This is a genomic window from Kordia sp. SMS9 (genome assembly GCF_003352465.1).
Classification (GTDB): Bacteria; Bacteroidota; Bacteroidia; order Flavobacteriales; family Flavobacteriaceae; genus Kordia.
On the sequence record NZ_CP031153.1, the window covers coordinates 5,413,532 to 5,431,592 of the forward strand.

11 protein-coding genes are annotated in these 18,061 nt (G+C 37.3%); 2 read left to right on the top strand and 9 right to left on the bottom strand.

The window, feature by feature from the left end; genetic code table 11:
• Window positions 1-129: 129 nt before the first annotated feature.
• The 5 genes from KORDIASMS9_RS22720 to KORDIASMS9_RS22740 form a co-directional block, all read right to left on the bottom strand.
• Window positions 130-789: a DUF2306 domain-containing protein gene (locus KORDIASMS9_RS22720; RefSeq protein WP_114905052.1), complete on the bottom strand. Its 660-nt coding sequence runs from the start codon at window positions 787-789 to the stop codon at window positions 130-132.
• Window positions 790-864: 75 nt separating this feature from the next.
• Window positions 865-2,799, bottom strand: a complete 1,935-nt coding sequence (locus KORDIASMS9_RS22725) for a cyclic peptide export ABC transporter (protein WP_114905053.1) — start codon at window positions 2,797-2,799, stop codon at window positions 865-867.
• Window positions 2,800-2,930: 131 nt separating this feature from the next.
• Window positions 2,931-3,902: a 2,3-diaminopropionate biosynthesis protein SbnB gene (locus tag KORDIASMS9_RS22730; protein WP_114905054.1), complete on the bottom strand. Its 972-nt coding sequence runs from the start codon at window positions 3,900-3,902 to the stop codon at window positions 2,931-2,933.
• 35 nt (window positions 3,903-3,937) lie between these two features.
• Window positions 3,938-4,906 (bottom strand): 2,3-diaminopropionate biosynthesis protein SbnA, encoded by a 969-nt coding sequence (sbnA, locus tag KORDIASMS9_RS22735; RefSeq protein ID WP_114905055.1) that lies wholly within the window; start codon window positions 4,904-4,906, stop codon window positions 3,938-3,940.
• Window positions 4,907-5,478: 572 nt separating this feature from the next.
• Entirely contained in the window at window positions 5,479-5,988 is a 510-nt protein-coding gene (locus tag KORDIASMS9_RS22740) for a UpxY family transcription antiterminator (protein ID WP_114905056.1), read from the bottom strand.
• 634 nt (window positions 5,989-6,622) lie between these two features.
• Between KORDIASMS9_RS22740 and KORDIASMS9_RS22745 the strand changes: the two genes are divergently transcribed.
• Entirely contained in the window at window positions 6,623-8,713 is a 2,091-nt protein-coding gene (locus KORDIASMS9_RS22745) for a thioredoxin domain-containing protein (protein ID WP_114905057.1), read from the top strand.
• A 95-nt stretch (window positions 8,714-8,808) separates the two neighbouring features.
• Window positions 8,809-9,972 (top strand): nitrate/nitrite transporter, encoded by a 1,164-nt coding sequence (locus KORDIASMS9_RS22750; RefSeq protein WP_114905058.1) that lies wholly within the window; start codon window positions 8,809-8,811, stop codon window positions 9,970-9,972.
• 19 nt (window positions 9,973-9,991) lie between these two features.
• Here KORDIASMS9_RS22750 and KORDIASMS9_RS22755 read toward each other — a convergent pair whose 3' ends face one another.
• The 4 genes from KORDIASMS9_RS22755 to KORDIASMS9_RS22770 are packed head-to-tail and all read right to left on the bottom strand — an operon-like array spanning window position 9,992 to window position 18,029.
• Window positions 9,992-11,401: an MFS transporter gene (locus KORDIASMS9_RS22755; protein ID WP_114905059.1), complete on the bottom strand. Its 1,410-nt coding sequence runs from the start codon at window positions 11,399-11,401 to the stop codon at window positions 9,992-9,994.
• Window positions 11,402-11,456: 55 nt separating this feature from the next.
• Complete coding sequence (locus KORDIASMS9_RS22760) at window positions 11,457-13,697, bottom strand: glycoside hydrolase family 3 N-terminal domain-containing protein (protein ID WP_114905060.1); 2,241 nt, start codon at window positions 13,695-13,697, stop codon at window positions 11,457-11,459.
• 1 nt (window position 13,698) lies between these two features.
• The gene (locus KORDIASMS9_RS22765; RefSeq protein WP_114905061.1) at window positions 13,699-14,694 is read right to left on the bottom strand and encodes an SMP-30/gluconolactonase/LRE family protein; all 996 of its coding nucleotides are present in this window, start codon (window positions 14,692-14,694) and stop codon (window positions 13,699-13,701) included.
• A 29-nt stretch (window positions 14,695-14,723) separates the two neighbouring features.
• Window positions 14,724-18,029, bottom strand: a complete 3,306-nt coding sequence (locus KORDIASMS9_RS22770; protein WP_114905062.1) for a VCBS repeat-containing protein — start codon at window positions 18,027-18,029, stop codon at window positions 14,724-14,726.
• Window positions 18,030-18,061: the final 32 nt, after the last annotated feature.

The following is an 18,061-nucleotide window of genomic DNA, read 5'->3' on the forward strand; positions in this document are numbered from 1 at the left end:
GTGGAATACGAAATTCCAAAACCATACAACTTTACTGTATGGCACAGCAATGAGCTACATTTTATGGATGTGAGCCCAAGCAGTTATTGTATGCTAATATTTAAAAGCTATGGCATAGAAGAAATGCCTTTATTTTATGATTTTTCGACCTTGTATAATTACTTCAGTAACACACATTGGGAGTGTCCAGCTCATCCAACTTGCAAGCGCAACGATATCAGGTTCATTAGTTAATTCTAAACTAGAGAAAATATCTATCACCAACCTAAAAACTACGAATGCAAGGGTAATCATATAACACCGTACCATCCACTCCCTGTGTTGTGCTACTTTTCTATTTTTAATGGCTACAAATGACAAAATTGCGGTGACTAACCATACGAGTCCTCCAATACCGAGTCCTACATCAATAACAAGACTGCTTGAAGAAGTCGTAATTAGAAAAACCAGTGTTAGTGCAGATACCAGTATACTTATTAAAAAGATATATCCTGATACTCGATGAAATCGAGGATATTTAATGCGTATTCTTGGAATAAATTGAAAAGGGCCAATAATCATGGCAATAACACCTCCGAGTACGTGTGGCCATATCCAAACAACTCTTGAATAGTAGTATGGATTGTAGATCTCTTCTGAGATAATGAGAAAAGGCAATGCCCTAATAATTAAATAATATGCTGATATGATTCCAAAAATGAGCATCGATATTTTAAATACCCAGTCACCTAACGTGTTCGCTTTTTTCTGACCCGATATGCGACCTATATTTAAAAAATTTTGTTCCATATTGTAATATGTTCTGGTAGTATTTTATTTTGTGTATTGTAGCAATCTTTGTACGTATGAATAAAAGATTGAATTTTAATGAGACACCAGGTTGCTTTCAAGCTCTGATATGGTTCCCATTTCCATTTTGTAGACTTTGTTTGCTACATAGAAATACTTGTCATCATGCGTAATCACGATCAATAGTTTTCCTTCATCTCTCATTTTTACGAGCAATTCGTTGTAGAAGAAATCTTTAAAGTCTGGATCAAGATCCGCGGCACATTCATCGAAGAAATAGATAGGACGATCTTCTAAGTATGATTTTAAGATTGCCAATCGTTTTCGTTGTCCTTTAGAAAGATCAATGGTACTGTAGGCGCCATCTTCTATCTTTACTTTATCGAGCAGACCAAACATGTCTAACCATTCGTACACCTGATCTAAACGTTCCGTTTTGATACCATAGATTTTTTTGAAGAGATAGAAATCACTGTAAATTACTGAGAAATGTTCTCCAAGCATCTTTGAATCTACGGGTTCGCCATTCACTAAAATTTGTCCAGAGTCAGAAGGATACAATCCTGTCAATGTTTTTAAGAAGGTAGTTTTTCCACTACCATTTCCACCGATGATGAAAACAATATCTCCTTGAACGACTTCGAAGTTAATCGGGCCAATTCCATACGTTCTTTCTTCTCTATCATCTGTTTTTTCATAATTGAAATATACATCTCTTACTTCTAATTTTTCAACTGATGATGTATTAAAATTAGCTACATTCTGTGGAAGCAACATGTCTTTTGTATCCGTATTTTGAAGAAATTCTCTAATTCGTTGCCAAGCAATTTTTGCATTGATGATTCCTGGTATTCCTGCCAACATGTTGTTAAAAGGTCCCCATAAATACAATGTTCCTACTACAAAAGTGGTGATGAGTCGTTTGTCAAATTCAAAAATCATAGGCGAAACTAAACAGGTAGCTCCGACAGCAATTGTAAATGAAAGTTCAGAAAGAAGTGTTTTATTGATGTCTATATACGCCGCTTTGAGTTGATATTTGTAGAGTGTAGAATTTCTTTCTTCCATGTCTTTATGGTATTCAACACGTTTTACATTGTGCAATACCAATTCTTTAAAACCATTTATCAAACCTGTAACCAAATTTGTAAACCGTTCTCTTTTTTCTCTAGTTTCTAAAATAGCTCTGTTTAAAGGAGCGCCTAAATAACTGTACAGCACAAATACAAATGCCATAGAACCTACAAGAACGGATGCATTCAATATGTCTAATGTGAAAAGGTATATAAATATGATGATTGCTGTAAGTATGTGCGAGAAAATGTGAATAGCCACTTGCGAGAAGTAAAATATATCACCAATGTCTCTGTCTAAGATGGTATAAATTTTTCCACTTTCAATTTTTTCATACTTCTGAAAAGGAATTTTAAACACATTTCTAAGAATCATTGAGTTGAAACTCTGCGCCACTAAAGAACCTAAATATGCTGTTTTTCTTTTGCTAAGTCTGATTGTAACAATATAAAAGTACGTCGCCAAGCCAAAGAACATTAATAAGTATTTGGTTTCTGTATTTCCACCTACAAATTCACCAATAATCATCACAATCAGTGCATTTGCAATTCCTGGAATTAAGGATATGAGCAATAACGAAGAAAGTACATTGTGATATTCGTCTTTGTGAGGAAAGAATAATGTCATTCTTGTTAAAAAATAAAATGCCGTTACAACAATACCTAATAGCATGATCGCATCGCCTAAGGCTTGATGAGTTTCAGACTGAATTGTCCAAAAATTTTCATCATACATTGCAATTGGCATGAAGTATAAGAACATAAATAAAGGTAAGATGGCTACAAAACCTAAAAAATAATCTGTGGTTTTTGCCAGCGATACTTCTTTGTTCCGCTTCTTACTTTTAATTTGAATAATTGCCATTATTGAGTATGCAACACCTATCAAGGTGAGTATAGCAATTAATATTTGAATTGTGAAAACTGTATTTTCCATCAAGTTTTTCTTTAGAGTTGTTAATATTATTGAGATTTTTAAGTATAAATATTCTAGCTGCTTTACAAATTAGAATAGAAATGTCGTCTGATTTTATATGATGTGATTGATTGAAATGTTTTCTAAACACTTTAATCTTCCAGTAAAACACCTACTTTTCGCTGAAGTGCCAATTTTAAAAAGTTATTCGCCATGGCAATGTCAAAAATCGCCATTCCCATCGGATTAAACATAATGGCTTGGTCTTTGTCTAAGGAAGCAAAATAATCTTCAGTGAGAAGGTCATGAATTTGCACTACATCTTCTCGTTGCAATTGATTGGTTTTGTGAAACATTTCAATGTCGGTATTTTCCCTACACACTTCATCCCAATCATCAACAATCATCGCCTTTGAAAACCAAGGAAATACATCTGACTTATAATCTCGTAAAGAAACATTCAAATGTAAAGAACCAGCTTTGGGCTGTTTGTCTATGTAGCGATCTTTGGATACCGTACAGGTAATAAAGATATCAGCATCCGAATACGCTTCTTCCCAACTAGATACTACGGTTACTTTTTTATTGAGATCTTCGTCAATGAAATTTCTATCAACACCTTTTAGGTCATAAAGTAATACACGTTCAATATGTTCACCGAGCAAGGCGTGACACATTTTTAAATGCGTTCGTCCGATAGGTCCAAAACCAATAATTCCTATTTTTAAATTTTGATTTTTTCGTTGTTCAATAAATGCTTTCATGATAAAACCACTTACTGATGCCGTTCTAATAGCCGAAATAGCGCCACTATTGATTACACCTACAGGAATGCCTGTTTCGGCTTCGTTCAATGTAATTACACTATGTGCTCTGGCGATTCCTTTATTGATGTTATTTGGAAAACTTGCAATCCATTTAATACCAGCTTTATTGATGTTTCCTCCTACAAATGCAGGCATGGCAATAATTCTGTTAGTTGCATCTCCATAACGCAAATACGGCTTTATGGGTTGTGCCATATCCTTGGAACTTAGACAGCCTGTTGCATCTGCAATTACTTGAACGTTATTGTTCCAATCTACGTTTAACTCGTGTACGTTTTTGTCATTTAAGTATATCATTGTTTTGTGCTTTATTTATAAAGATTAAATTATGTTTAGGCTGGAGTTAAATTGTAGGCTTCTATCATTTCTCTCCATTCAGCATTGTATATGGTAGATATGTAGCGTTCTCCTTTATCCGCAAATACACACATGACGTTCACAGGTCTGTCAACTTGATGCATTTGAAAATATTTATTGACCGCAGCATAGACCGATCCTGAGGAGCCACCTGCGTATATGTTGTGTTTTTCTAAGAGTTCAATACAGCAATCTATCGTTTCATTTTCATCTACTGAGACCACATCATCTATCTTTGCCGAATCCAAAATTTTAGGTCGTAAACTCGAGCCAATTCCTGGGATAAAACGTTTTCGTGATTTTCCTCCAAAAATGACCGATCCTTCTACATCTACCGCAATAATTTGTGCATTCGGGTATTTCTTCTTTACACGTTGAGAAACCCCTGTAATAGTACCTCCCGAACTTACACCCATAAATAAATAATCTAATTTTTGCCTCGGAATTTCTAAACAAATTTCATTTCCTAAAGAGTTGAAATATGCTTCTGCATTCAATGGATTTTCATATTGATTTACCCAATAAATATTTTCGGTATTCGCAACAATTTCTTTTATTTTTCTAATTCTATTCAACAAGAATCCACCACGCTCATCAGGCTCGGTAATCTTTATGACTTCAGCACCTTGCAATCGAATCATCATTTCATTCACAGGCAAAGTCGTATCATCAATGACACAAATAAATCGCAATCCTTTTTGTCTTGCATACGCTGACAATGCGATTCCGAAATTTCCAGAAGAAGATTCTATAAGTGTAGTTTCACTGTTGATAGTTCCCTGATTCAACAAAGTGTTGATAATATAGGAAGCCGCACGATCTTTAACACTTCCCGTAGGATTGTAAAATTCCAATTTTGCGAAAATATTCAAATTAGACTTCTCATAGTTTTTCAGTGCTATTAATGGAGTGTTCCCCACTTTTTCTAAAATGTTGTTTATCATGGTTATTTGTTTAAGCGGATTAATTAATGAACTCGATATGAATTATGTGTAAAATATTATCCTGTAATTCCGATAGATTATATAGATTGTATATACAGTTAAGCGATTCTACAATGCATTTTCTAAAAATTATAGTTTGAAAAAAAGTATTACTGTTCAGTATAAATGAGGAGGGAAAGTATAACTAGTAAAATTTTGTAATGCTGAATCAACTTCAATAGCAATCTCAAATTTGGCTCAAAACAAAGAGCTGCTTCTGAATGATTTTTTTAAGTTTCTCGAACATACACGCCACGTATGGAAATACATTTTTTTTAAAAATTATAATGAAGGGTTAACATGAACAATATATAATTACAGATAGCTGTTTCAATCCATTCGAATGTTTCTAATAGATATATTTAATTTCAAATATAGCTTCGCTTCCCTAAGTCACATTAAGGTGTTTTTTGAACGAAATGAATAAACTATGTAGTTACTTAAAAACCTTACATTTTACATCTGTACATAAAAAGCAAGGGCAATTTGTATTTTAAAACAGTGGGAATTCAACCCAACTTATAATTCTTCTTTTAAACCTCTTCTAAGTAATGAACAGGCGTTGTTACTGTAATATTTTGTTGCAACGATTCAACATTTACAATAATCTTATTCATGTTATTTGCACGAACAATTTTACAATGAAGTCCACGCAATGGACCGTATGTAATTTTCTTCATATCACCAACTTTTGGAAGTTGAGGCGTAACTTCAAAATCTACAATGTTTGAATCACCTATCAATAACTTAATTTGATGAATCTCTTTTTCACTCACCCTAGCATACGTATCTCCAAAACTAATATAAGCACAAGCTCCAAAAGCAGATAATGCTTGATGAAATTCTAAAGATGTTTTGACATTGACAAACACATAGGATGGAAACAATGGTTTCAAAACCATTTTTTTACGATCACTCCATTGTCGAATCGTTTTAATATGTGGTGCAAAAGATTCTATCGAAATATCTTTTAAATATTCGTCCACTTTGCGCTCACAACGAGACCTAACATATAATACGTACCAACCAGTTACAAATTTCATAATTTAATTAATTTGGTGAATAGCTTCGCTTCCCTCACTCCCATGAGCAAGATTAATTTTAAAAATAAAAAGAGGGTAAAGTAGTTTGTAAATATCGTCGAAAAGTAATATTTAATATTGAAGAGGGTGTCTTACTTTTTTATCTTTTACTGATACAAGTATAATAACTTTTTTTCAGTTTAAAGTTCGTAAATCTTAAAAAAAAAGCAATCCATATCTAATAGTATGGTAAAACCGTAATCCTTTCGAAAAGCCCGTAAATACTTAAAAAACTTGCTACAAAAGTGACAAATTGTATGTCATTTTACGACATTGTGAAATTAAATAATAAGCTTTTCATCAGAATAAATAAATGGAAAACTAAAAAACAACTGAATACACTTATCAGAATTCACCAAAGTAGCTCAAAAGTACTCATGACAATCAAACTTCGACTTGCTTTTTTTGCTTCTATTCCTCACGATATCTATAGCTAAATTGACACAAAATGGCATAAAAGATTTGCAAAGAAACGTTGAAGTTCAAGGCAAAAAAACACAGGCATAGCTATGCTACGACGAGTATTTTTAACAAAGAAACTCCACTTTTATTTATAATATGTTGATTTAGCTATATATTTGAGAAAAAGCTTTGCATGCGCATTTTTCAAACGACTTTTCTTATCATACTATTCCTGCTGATTTCTTGTTCAGAAAACTCAAAAGAAACACACAAATACACCAATGCACTCCGTAACGAATCGAGTCCGTATTTGTTGCAACACGCGCACAATCCTGTACATTGGCAACCTTGGAACGAGAACATTCTAGCGAAAGCGAAAAAAGAAAACAAACTCATTCTATTCTCTATTGGCTACGCTTCCTGCCATTGGTGTCACGTGATGGAAAAGGAAACTTTTGAAGATGCTGAAGTTGCGAAATTCATGAACACACATTTTATCAACGTAAAAGTAGATCGCGAAGAACATCCTGACATTGACAAAACTTACATCAAAGCGGTGCAACTCATGACAGGAAATGCAGGTTGGCCGCTAAACTGCATCACACTTTCCAACGGAGAACCTGTGTGGGGCGGCACGTATTTTACCAAAGAAAACTGGATGAATTCACTAAAACAAATCGTAAAAATTCATCAAGAAAATCCCGAAAAAACCGCCGAATTTGCCAAAGCGCAAACGCAACGCATGAAATCGCTGCAAACATTTGCTGGCAATAACGAAAATATTTCCAATATTTCCACAGACAGCATCATCCATACATGGAAAAAAGAATTGGATTTTGATGCTGGCGGATTGCAAGAAGCTGAAAAATTCCCAAGACCCAACAAGTACAACTTTCTGCTGCGCTATGCAACAACGAACAACAATACAGCACTGCTGCAACATATCAACACAACACTGAAAAACATTGCCAATCGTGGATTGTTTGATCATTTAGAAGGCGGATTTGCACGGTACACAACCGACAAACTTTGGAACATTCCGCACTTTGAAAAAATGTTGTACGACAATGCACAACTCATTTCTTTGTTCTCGTATGCTTACCAAACGCAACAACATGAAACTTATAAAAACACAGTCTACCAAACGCTAAATTTTGTAAATAAAGAACTAACGCGCGATGACGGTTTGTGGTATGCTTCACTAAATGCAGACAGTTTCAATGCAAAAAACAAACTCGAAGAAGGCGCGTATTACACCTGGAAAACAACGGAATTACAAGAACTCATCAAAGAAGATTTCGCGCTCTTTTCGGAATATTACGGCATCAATCAAATCCCAAAAACGGAAGATGGAAAACATGTGTTGGTCAAAACGATGACTGATACCGCTTTCGCGAGAAAACACACCAAGACACTTGCCGTTGCACAACAAAAAATAGCACATTGGAAAACCACTCTTCTACAAGAACGCAAACGTAGAAAAGCACCTGAAACAGACACAAAAATACTAACTGCGTGGAATGCGCTTATGCTAAAAGCATATACAGACGCATACAAAGTTTTTGGTGACGAAACCCTAAAAACAAAAGCAATCAACGCTGCAAAAACAATCAAAGAAAAATTAATTACGGCAGAAGGAAAAGTACTTCGAAGTCTCGAAAACAAAGAAATCAAGGGATATTTAGAAGACTATGCGTTCTTGATTGATGCGTTTTTGGGAGTATATCAAATTACCTTTGACACACAATGGCTGAACGACGCCAACTCATTAACCCAATATACAATCACACATTTTTACGATGCCGAAAAAGAACTATTTGCCTTTACGGAAGTGACTTCGGGCGGACTCAACTTTAAAGAATTTGATGTAGAAGATGGCGTCATGCCTTCCGCAAATTCCGTAATGAGTCACAATCTATTTAAGCTCAGTCACTACGTTGGCAATGAAGATTTCCTATCAAAAAGTAAAAACATGTTGCAACGCATACTTCCAGATGCAATCGAATATCCATACTTACATGCCAATTGGTTGGAACACTATTTGAATCTCTCTGAACCGTATTATGAAGTCGTGATCAATGGTAAAAATGCCATCGCGAAAGCAAAAGAAATCCATCAAAACTACCTGCCAAATAGCATTCTCTGCGGAAGCACCACAGAAAGTACCTTGCCATTGCTTAAAAATCGTTATTACGAAGACAAAACCTATATCTATGTTTGCGTGAACAGCGCTTGTAAATTACCAACCGAAAGTGTGGAAAAAGCAATTTCATTGATGAAATAAGGTTTTTTTGAGTTGTGAGATATTAGTATTGAGAATTGAGCAGTTTCAAAGCGTAAACAAAAACAAATTGACAAATTGACAAAAAAAACAAAGCGATAAAACCACCCAAACACATACTCCCCATCATCGTACTTTCACAGTTCTTTTGTACTTCCTTATGGTTTGCAGGAAATGGAGTTATGAACGACTTAAAACTGCATTTTTTATTAGAAGAAAGCGCACTGAGTTATCTCACTTCCATACTTCAATTTGGCTTTATTGCAGGAACCTTAATTTTTGCAATCCTATCCATTGCAGATCGGTTTGCACCTTCCAAGGTTTTCTTTGGCTGTGCGTTGTTGGGAGCCGTATTCAATATCGCATTAATATGGAAAGGCAATACCTTTACAAGCATTTTACTCTTTCGGTTTTGCACAGGCTTTTTCTTGGCAGGAATTTACCCTGTGGGGATGAAAATCGCGGCTGATTACTACGAAAAAGGACTTGGGAAATCGCTCGGCTTCTTAGTTGGAGCGTTGGTCATTGGTACTGCATTTCCACATTTACTAAAAGAAATTAAAGGCAATCTTCCATGGGAATTTGTGCTCATCGCAACTTCTTCTTTGGCTGTTTTAGGAGGAATACTCATGATTGGTTTCGTGCCAAATGGTCCATTTAGAAAAGCTTCGCAAAAAATAAATCTTGCTGCGATTCCTACTATTTTCAAAAAACAAAAATTCAGATCGGCTGCCTTTGGCTATTTTGGGCACATGTGGGAGCTGTATGCTTTTTGGGCATTTGTTCCGTTGCTGCTACAAATGTATACCAACATGCATCCAGAAACAACGTTCAACATTCCGCTACTTTCCTTTACCATCATTGCCATTGGTGGATTTGCGTGTGTAATTGGCGGTTTTATGGCACAAAAAGTTGGTGTCAAACGAGTTGCATTTACAGCGTTATTCCTGTCATGTAGCTGCTGTCTTGTGGCGCCTTTCCTATTTTCTATAAACGCGCCTGTGTTGTTTATTTCTTTTTTATTGTTTTGGGGAATGGTTGTCATTGCAGATTCACCACTATTTTCAACCTTAGTTGCACAAAATGCACCTCCTGAACTAAAAGGAACGGCATTGACCATTGTAAACTGTATTGGCTTTTTCATCACCATTATCAGCATTCTATTGATTGATACTTTACGAACGATGACAAATTCACCAACAATCTTACTCATCTTAGCTGTAGGACCAATTTTAGGTTTACTTGCCTTGCGGAAGAATTAGTATTGAGAATTGAGCAGTTTCAAAGCGTGGACTGAGTGGAGTCGAAGTCCGCACGTCTTTCCGCCAACGTAGCTTCAATCTCGTTCATCTTCTTAGAAGTCAACGGATAAAACCACAATGCTACAACGCCAACAAGTACAAATGCTGCGGGCACAATGCTCATGTTCAACTTGATTCCTTCCAACATTTCAGGCGTTTTTACAGCAATTTCTCCATCATACTTATAAAAATTCAAAATCATAAGTGTAATGAATCCTGCCATACCGCCGCCAAATTTCATAGCAAACGTTCCTGCCGAAAAAACCAATCCTGTGGCGCGTCGTCCGTTGGTATATTCCGAGAAATCGGCTGCATCACCCAACATCGCAAAGAACAATACAGGCATCAATCCTGCGCCGAATTCAGACAAAATTCCCAAAGTAAAAATACTTCCTACTTGATTCGCTTCGAGCCAATACATCGCTCCAGCAGTCACCGCAGAAAATAAAATACTCATCATAAATAATCGGACTTTGCCAAACGTACGTGTCAATGCAGGCGCAAACACGGTAGAAATCATCGAAATAACTAATAGTGACAGTAAGTACAAACCTGCCAAGCCTTTTTCGCCGCCCCATTCGACCAAACTGCCTAAAAAGTTATCTTCATTCCGCACATAATGTGAAAAATAATACATGGTTGTACTTTGCTTAATCACATTATACGTCACAAAAACAAATCCAATAAAAAGTAAAATTAACCACGGAACATTTTTAATTAAATCCTTGTAATCATCTTTCAAATTGCTCGTGGTAATTGCAGGAACACGTTCACGCGTCGTATAAAAAGTAATCAAAGAGCAGCCCGCCAAGATAAACGCCAACACGTACATCGTATATTGATAGCCCAAATTTTCATTGCCTTCTCCCAAATAATCTACCAAGGCAATCACACCAATCGTGGCAATGACGCCTCCAAAATACGCGCCAAAAAAGCGATACGAAGAGAGTTCAGTACGTTCTTTTACATCACTCGTCATTACGCCCATTAACGCGGAATACGGAACGTTGTTCGCCGTGTATGTTAATGTGTAAAAGATAGAAGTTCCATACGCCCAAATAATTTTTCCTGTCAAACTTACATCGGGCGTGGTAAATTGCAATACCAGCGCAACCGCAAATGGCAACGCTGTCCACAACAACCAAGGACGGAATTTTCCATACTTGCTTTTCGTGCGATCGGCAATATTTCCCATAACCAAATCGGTAACACCATCGCTCAAACGGATCAAAAACAACAAGGTCGCAGCCACAGCCGCTTCCAATCCAAAAACGTCCGTGTAAAATATGGGTAAAAAATAAGAAACGGTTCGCCAAGCAATATTTGCCGCCGTATCACCCAACGCATATCCTACTTTTTCTTTAAAGGTCAATTTCGTTTGTGTTGCCATCTGTTGAGAGTTCCGTTTTTATTTTATAAATGCAATGATAGTGAAGACTGAAACACTATTCATATTTAATAGTTGTCATTAATCCAGCTGCAGAGTTTTGCCCAACCCAAATATTGAAATCTCCTTTTTCCACATCGAATACCACATCATTGTCATAGTATTTTAAAGCTTCCAGCGAAAGCGTAAACGTCAATTCAGTAGCTTCATTGGGTTTTAATGTTACCGGTTGATAGCCTTTTAATTCTTTCGCAGGTCGCGTAATTCTTCCAACCACATCTTGCACATATAACTGCGCAATGTCACTTCCTGTTCGTTTCCCTGTGTTTTTCACCGTGACTTTTAGGGTAATATCATTATTTTCAGAAATGGTATTGCTTGACAATGTGAGGTTGCTGTATTCAAACGAAGTGTAACTCAATCCGTAGCCAAACGGATATTGTGGCAAATAGCCAATGTCTAAATAGTGCGTGGTGTTTCCGAGGGAACTTTGCCAAGCACCAATTGGAATGCTGTCCATTTGCACAAATTCTTCTGGAATTACAGGTCTTCCCGTCGTTTTATGATTGTAATAAATGGGTGATTGTCCTGCAACTTTCGGCCACGTAACTGGCAAACGCCCGCAAGGTTCTGCTTTTCCAAAAATCATATCATGAATCGCTGGTCCGCCCATGGTTCCTGGATGCCAGGTCATGAGAATAGCGTCTACATCATTGAGAATGTTTCCAACCGTAATGGGTCTTCCTGCCATGATGATTAAGACGATTGGTTTTCCCGTTTTTGCGAGTTCTTTGATGAGTTGTTCTTGCGCTCCAGGCAGATTGATCTCAGCTCTGCTATGTGCTTCTCCAGAAAGAATGGCTTCTTCGCCACCTATAAATAGAATGACATCTGCTTGTTTTGCCGCCGCTACAGCTTTTGAAAAATCTTGCGTCGATTTGTCTCTTGAATAGGATAAACCTTCTACAAAGTTGTAATTGACGTTTTCAGTTTCAAATGCGAGGATTGGTGTTTTTGTATATTTTCCATCACCATCAAACGACCACGTTCCGAGTTGTTCTCTTGGTTTGTCTGCTAATGGACCAATTACGGCAATGTTGGTTTCACTCGCTAATGGCAATATATTTTGATCATTTTTCAACAAAACCGAACTTTTTACAACTGCTTCTTTTGCCAATTGCAAATGTGCAGCAGCATACAAATTGTCGCTGTTATCTACACGATATGGATTTTCAAATAAGCCCATTCTGAGCTTCACACGTAAAATTTCTGCGACTAAGGCATCAATTGTAGCTTCGGTTATGCTACCTTCTTGCAACAATTTTTTAGCATGCATTTCAAAGGTTTTGCTGTTCATTTCCATGTTCAAACCTGCATTGAGTGAAATTTCCGCCGCGTGTTTGTCATCTACCGCAAAACCATGTGCAATCATTTCTTCGACAGAATCCCAATCGGAAACCACAAAACCATCAAAACCATAATCATGACGTAATATCTCTGTCAACATTTTTTTATCGCCCGAAGCGGGAATGCCATTCATTTCGTTAAAAGCCGTCATAAATGTTTGCGTGCCAGCAGCTACTGCCGATTTGAACGAAGGCAAATATACATTGTGCAATAGTGCTTCATTCATACTCACAGTATTGTAATCGCGTCCGCCAATTGCCGCGCCATATCCTACAAAGTGTTTTGCGCAAGCAATTAAACTCGTCGGATCATTTAAACTATCACCTTGAAATCCTTTTACATACGCTTCTGAGAGTTTGGAAGCCAAAAACGGATCTTCGCCTGGCGATTCGGCAATGCGTCCCCAACGACTATCTCTGGCAATATCTAACATCGGCGCAAACGTCCAACGAATTCCAAAAGAAGCTGCTTCTATCGCAGCAACTCGCGAGGAATTTTCGGCAATTTTTGCATCCCAACTTGCGGCCATTCCCAACGGAATTGGAAATAGTGTTTTGTAACCGTGAATGACATCTCTGGCAAAGATGAGCGGGATTTTGTTGGGACTTTCTTCTACGGCAATCCGTTGCAATTCGTCCACAAATGCTGTATTTGACACATTTAGAAAAGCGCCAATTTTTCCATCGCGCACAGCTTGTTTGAGTGAATCTGACAGTTTGCCTTTTACCCTACTCGACGTTCCGCGTAAGTTGAGTTGTCCTAGTTTTTCATCCAATGACATTTTTTCCAAAAGCTCAGACACTTTTGCTTCTAAAGTGTTTGTGGATTGCTGTTCTTTTTTGCAAGCTATGACCGTGAGCAACAAACAGACAAGTATGACTATTTTTTTCATCTTAGTGTTGTGTTTTGTCTGGCATTGCAAGTGTATCGCTCAGCATTGGCTTTTTGAAAAAATCACTGTGTACACCTTTTGCAGCTAGTTTTATTTTGAAGATGGAACCTGCCATTGGATATTTTGCCGTTTCTGCCTCAGTCATGTCCAAGTTTGAGGTGGTGATGTAGAGTATGTCTAAGTTTTCACCGCCAAAAGCACACGAAGTTACATTGTGTGCCGGCACTTTTATTTTTTGAATGAGTTTTCCTGTTTTCGGATTGTAGTTGGCAATGCAGTCGCCATTCCACAAACCAACATACAATAGGTCGTTTTCGTCAATTGCCATTCCGTCAGGTGAACCTTCTTCTTTTGGAATGGTCACTACGATTCTTTCGTTGGAAATGGTGTTGGTGTTTTCATCAAAATCAAACGCTTTGATATGTGTTGTGGGCGTATCAATATAATACATCGTTTTGTGATCTTTGGACCAAACAATTCCGTTAGAAATGGTAATATTTCCTAACATTTTAGCTACGTTTCCGCTTGCGTTTACTTTGTATAAATTCCCGCCAGGATTCGTCTGTGAGTAATCCATAGAGCCAATCCATAGGTTTCCGTTGGGATCACATTTTCCATCGTTCAAGCGTGTTCCTGTGTTTTCGGCTTCAACATCGGTTAGTTTTGTGATTTCTTCTGTGGCAATATCTACCACATACACGCCATCATTGAGCGCCACAATTACTTTATTTTTTTCTTCCGAGGGCACCACAGTTCCAATGGGCGCGGGCATTTTTATTTCTTTGTTCGTTTTGCTTTTCGGATCGTATATATTGAGTGATTCCCCAATAATATCTACCCAATACAACACTTTATTTTTGTAATCCCAAAAAGCTCCTTCGCCAAGTTTCGCAGGAATTTTGTATTCGAGTTTAGCCACAAGTTCTTTAGGTGTCGGCGTATTGTTTTTGCAACTGATGAGTGCTAAAAATAGTACGAGTACGATTGTTTTATTCATGTATTTTTGGTGTAAAAGGTTATATAGTACTACAATTTGCGTTTGTTGTTATGTTTGATAAATTGTATGTAATCGTTGTTTTTTATTGATAGAATGTACGATGCGTTTCCGATGGTGATTTGTTGCAAATCTTTCACGTCTCCCGAAGTGTAAAATCCGCTTTGTGTTACTGGAATTGCTTGAAAGTTTCCGTTGCCATCACCTTTTAGGAAAGCACCATAACTGGCATCATTTCGCGGGGTTTCTACTTCCGAATTGTATAAGTTTCCAGCGACCAACGCATCTAAATTACCATCGTTATCATAATCATCTACGAGAATTTGATTGATGCTAGAGAATTGAACTTCTATCGGCAATTCGTGAATTTTAAAACCGTTTTCGGTATTTTCAAGATAGATACTTGCAAAAGATTTTATTTGATAGTGCAAAGCGTTTTCTAGGTTTTTCTTTCCGTAGACATCAATCAGCGTTGCCGTTGCATATTCGTCATAGTTTTTAAATTTCTGCTTGATGCCTGGCACTTGCTGCGACGAACATTGACGTCCGCGCACTGGATACTGTTCGCCATCATCATAGTAACTTAGCACAATATCTTCTTTTTGGTTTTTGTCGAAATCTTCTACGTAAATGTCAAAAGTTTCATCTTCCGTTGCTTTGTATTTGTAGTTCAATCCGTTGTTTCCGATGAGATAATCTAAATCGCCATCATTGTCAAAATCACCTTGTTGGATGCTCCACCACCAACCTGTCGTTTCTTGAAGGTTCATTGTTTCGGTGATGTTTTCAAAAACACCTTGATTGTTTTGCAAAATGGTGATTGGCATCCATTCTCCGACAAGGAGTATATCTTCCCAAGAATCGTTGTTAAAATCGGTTATGATTGCGCTGGTTGCCATTCCGATTCCTTCCAAAGAAGGTGACACTTTTTTGGTGTTGTCTTCAAATTGTACAGCATCTTTTGAAGATTTATTTTCTAGCAAGTAACTAGATGTGGGAAACGGATATTTTCCTGGCGTTTGTCTTCCAAGCACCAATATGTCTTGCTTTCCGTCTTTGTTATAATCTAATGTGTACGCTCTTGAACCGCTAATTTTAGTGTCGGGAAGCGCATTTTCATTTTTTTGAAAGTTGCCTTTTCCGTCATTGATGTACAGACGATCTTTGAGAAAGTTGGAATTGTTTGCAAATTCATAGCCGCCGCTTACTACATATAAATCTTGATCGCCATCTTGATCGGGATCGAAAAATAACGCGCCCACATCTTCCGAAATTTTATCTGCATCAAAATCAGCTCGCTTTTGAGGTTTGAATCCTGCTGTTGTTTGTAAATATAACGTAGAAGTTAGCCCAAAAGATCCACCTAAAAAGATATCTTCTAAACCATCGTTATTGACATCTGCTGTGGCAGTTGCGGGTCCGAGTGTAGACATTTTGTGTGGCAATAATACTTGCGTTGCAAAATCGTCGTGATCGTTTTCGAAATGTTTGATGGTTTTGGAAAGTGGTGTGTTGGTGGTGAAGAGGTGTTCATTTCGACTCCGCTCAATGTGAACGCTCGATGTGACAGTAGTTGTGTGGTTTAGGACGAGTGTTTGATTGGTTTTTATATTTTTTTGGGTGTAGCTATTTCCATCGTTCCAAATGACTTTGAGACTGTCTATTTGTGTGGCTTTGTTCAATCCGAAATGCAATTCGGGCGCTACGGAAGATTGAAATCCTCTTGTTAATGTCAGTTCTTGTACTTGTTGTTTTCCGTCTACATAGATCGTAACGCGTGAACCTAAACCGTGTTTGTTTTTTTCCGTTCCTTGCAGTTGAATTTTTAGATAATTGTTAGAAGCATTGTTTTTGAAAATAACTGCTTCTTCGTCTATATTGTTGAGAATAATTTCTAGATCGCCATCGTTGTCCAAATCGGCGTAGACTGCTCCGTTTGAGAAACCTTTGTGTGCTATGCCCCAATCTTGGTTGGCTTTTTTGAATTCCAATCCGCCGAGATTTTTAAACATGAAATTATCAATTTTCTCACTGGGAATTTGCGCACTCTTTTCAACTAGTGAAAGCTCGTCGTATTCCTTTTTCCCTATTTTTTTGAAGAAGTCTTTGTTGTTGATTTCTTTTCGTGTGCCATTGCTGACAAATAGATCTTTGTGTGAATCGTTGTCAAAATCGGCAAATAATGGTGCCCAGCTCCAATCGGTAGATGATGTTCCTGTTAAGCGTGAAATGTTGGCAAATTTTGGCACGCCATTTTCCATAAATCCTGAGTTGAGTTGCAAACAATTGTGCATGTATTGATAGTGAAATCCGTACAATACCGTTTCGTAAAACAAGCGCGGATTCATGCTTGCCATGTTTGCTTTTTGACGACGGTTGTTATCTGCGTCCATATCAGCTTGAAAAATGTCTAAGAAACCATCATTGTTAATGTCTGCAATGTCAACGCCCATTCCGTAAAACGCGGTTTGATTGGTTGCTTCTTTGATGACTTCTGTAAAGGTTCCATCTTGATTGTTGATGTACATAAAATCAGGAATGCTGTAATCGTTTGAGACATAGATATCCAGCCAGCCGTCATTGTTCAAGTCTGCGGCAGCGATTCCAATAGAGAAACTGTAATTTTGTACGCCAGCTGCTTCCGACACATCGGTAAATGTTTCACCATCGTTTCTGTAGAGTTTGTCAGATTCAATCGTGTTTACATTTTCCATGCGATTTTTGTACACCATATTCGACGTGGAAGGATGCGCTATGGGATAGTTTGCCAAATACATATCTACATCGCCATCATTATCATAGTCAAAAAAGGTAGCTTGAATGGAGTTTCCTTCATCTGCTAAACCATATTTTTCAGCCGCTTCTGTAAATGTGTTGTTTTGATTGTTGATGAACAACTGATTTTTTTTGTTGCCCTTTTTTCCAGCCACCGAACAGTAAATATCTAAATAACCATCATTGTTAATGTCCACCATCGTCGTTCCTGTATACCAACGGTCGTCACCTTGTAGGTTACTTTGTACAGCGATGTCTTCAAACTGTAAATCGCCTTTGTTGAGATAGAGTTTGTTTTCAACTTGATTTCCCGTGAAGAAAAGATCGGATAGTCCGTCGTTATTAATGTCGCCTACAGAAATTCCGCCTCCCATGTAAATGGACGTATAGGTGAAATAGTTGAGCGAATCGGTTTCCACCAGCGCATTGTTGAAGGTAATATTGGTTTGCTGTGCATCCAATTTGGTAAAAAGTAGTTTGTTTTCAACTACTTTTTTGTCATTTTCGGAAGCACAACCGTAGATAAGAATAAAAAGAAGTAAAGCGTTGCTCAGTCTTTTCATTTTTAGGGTTGGATTATGGTTGTTTTGTGAAT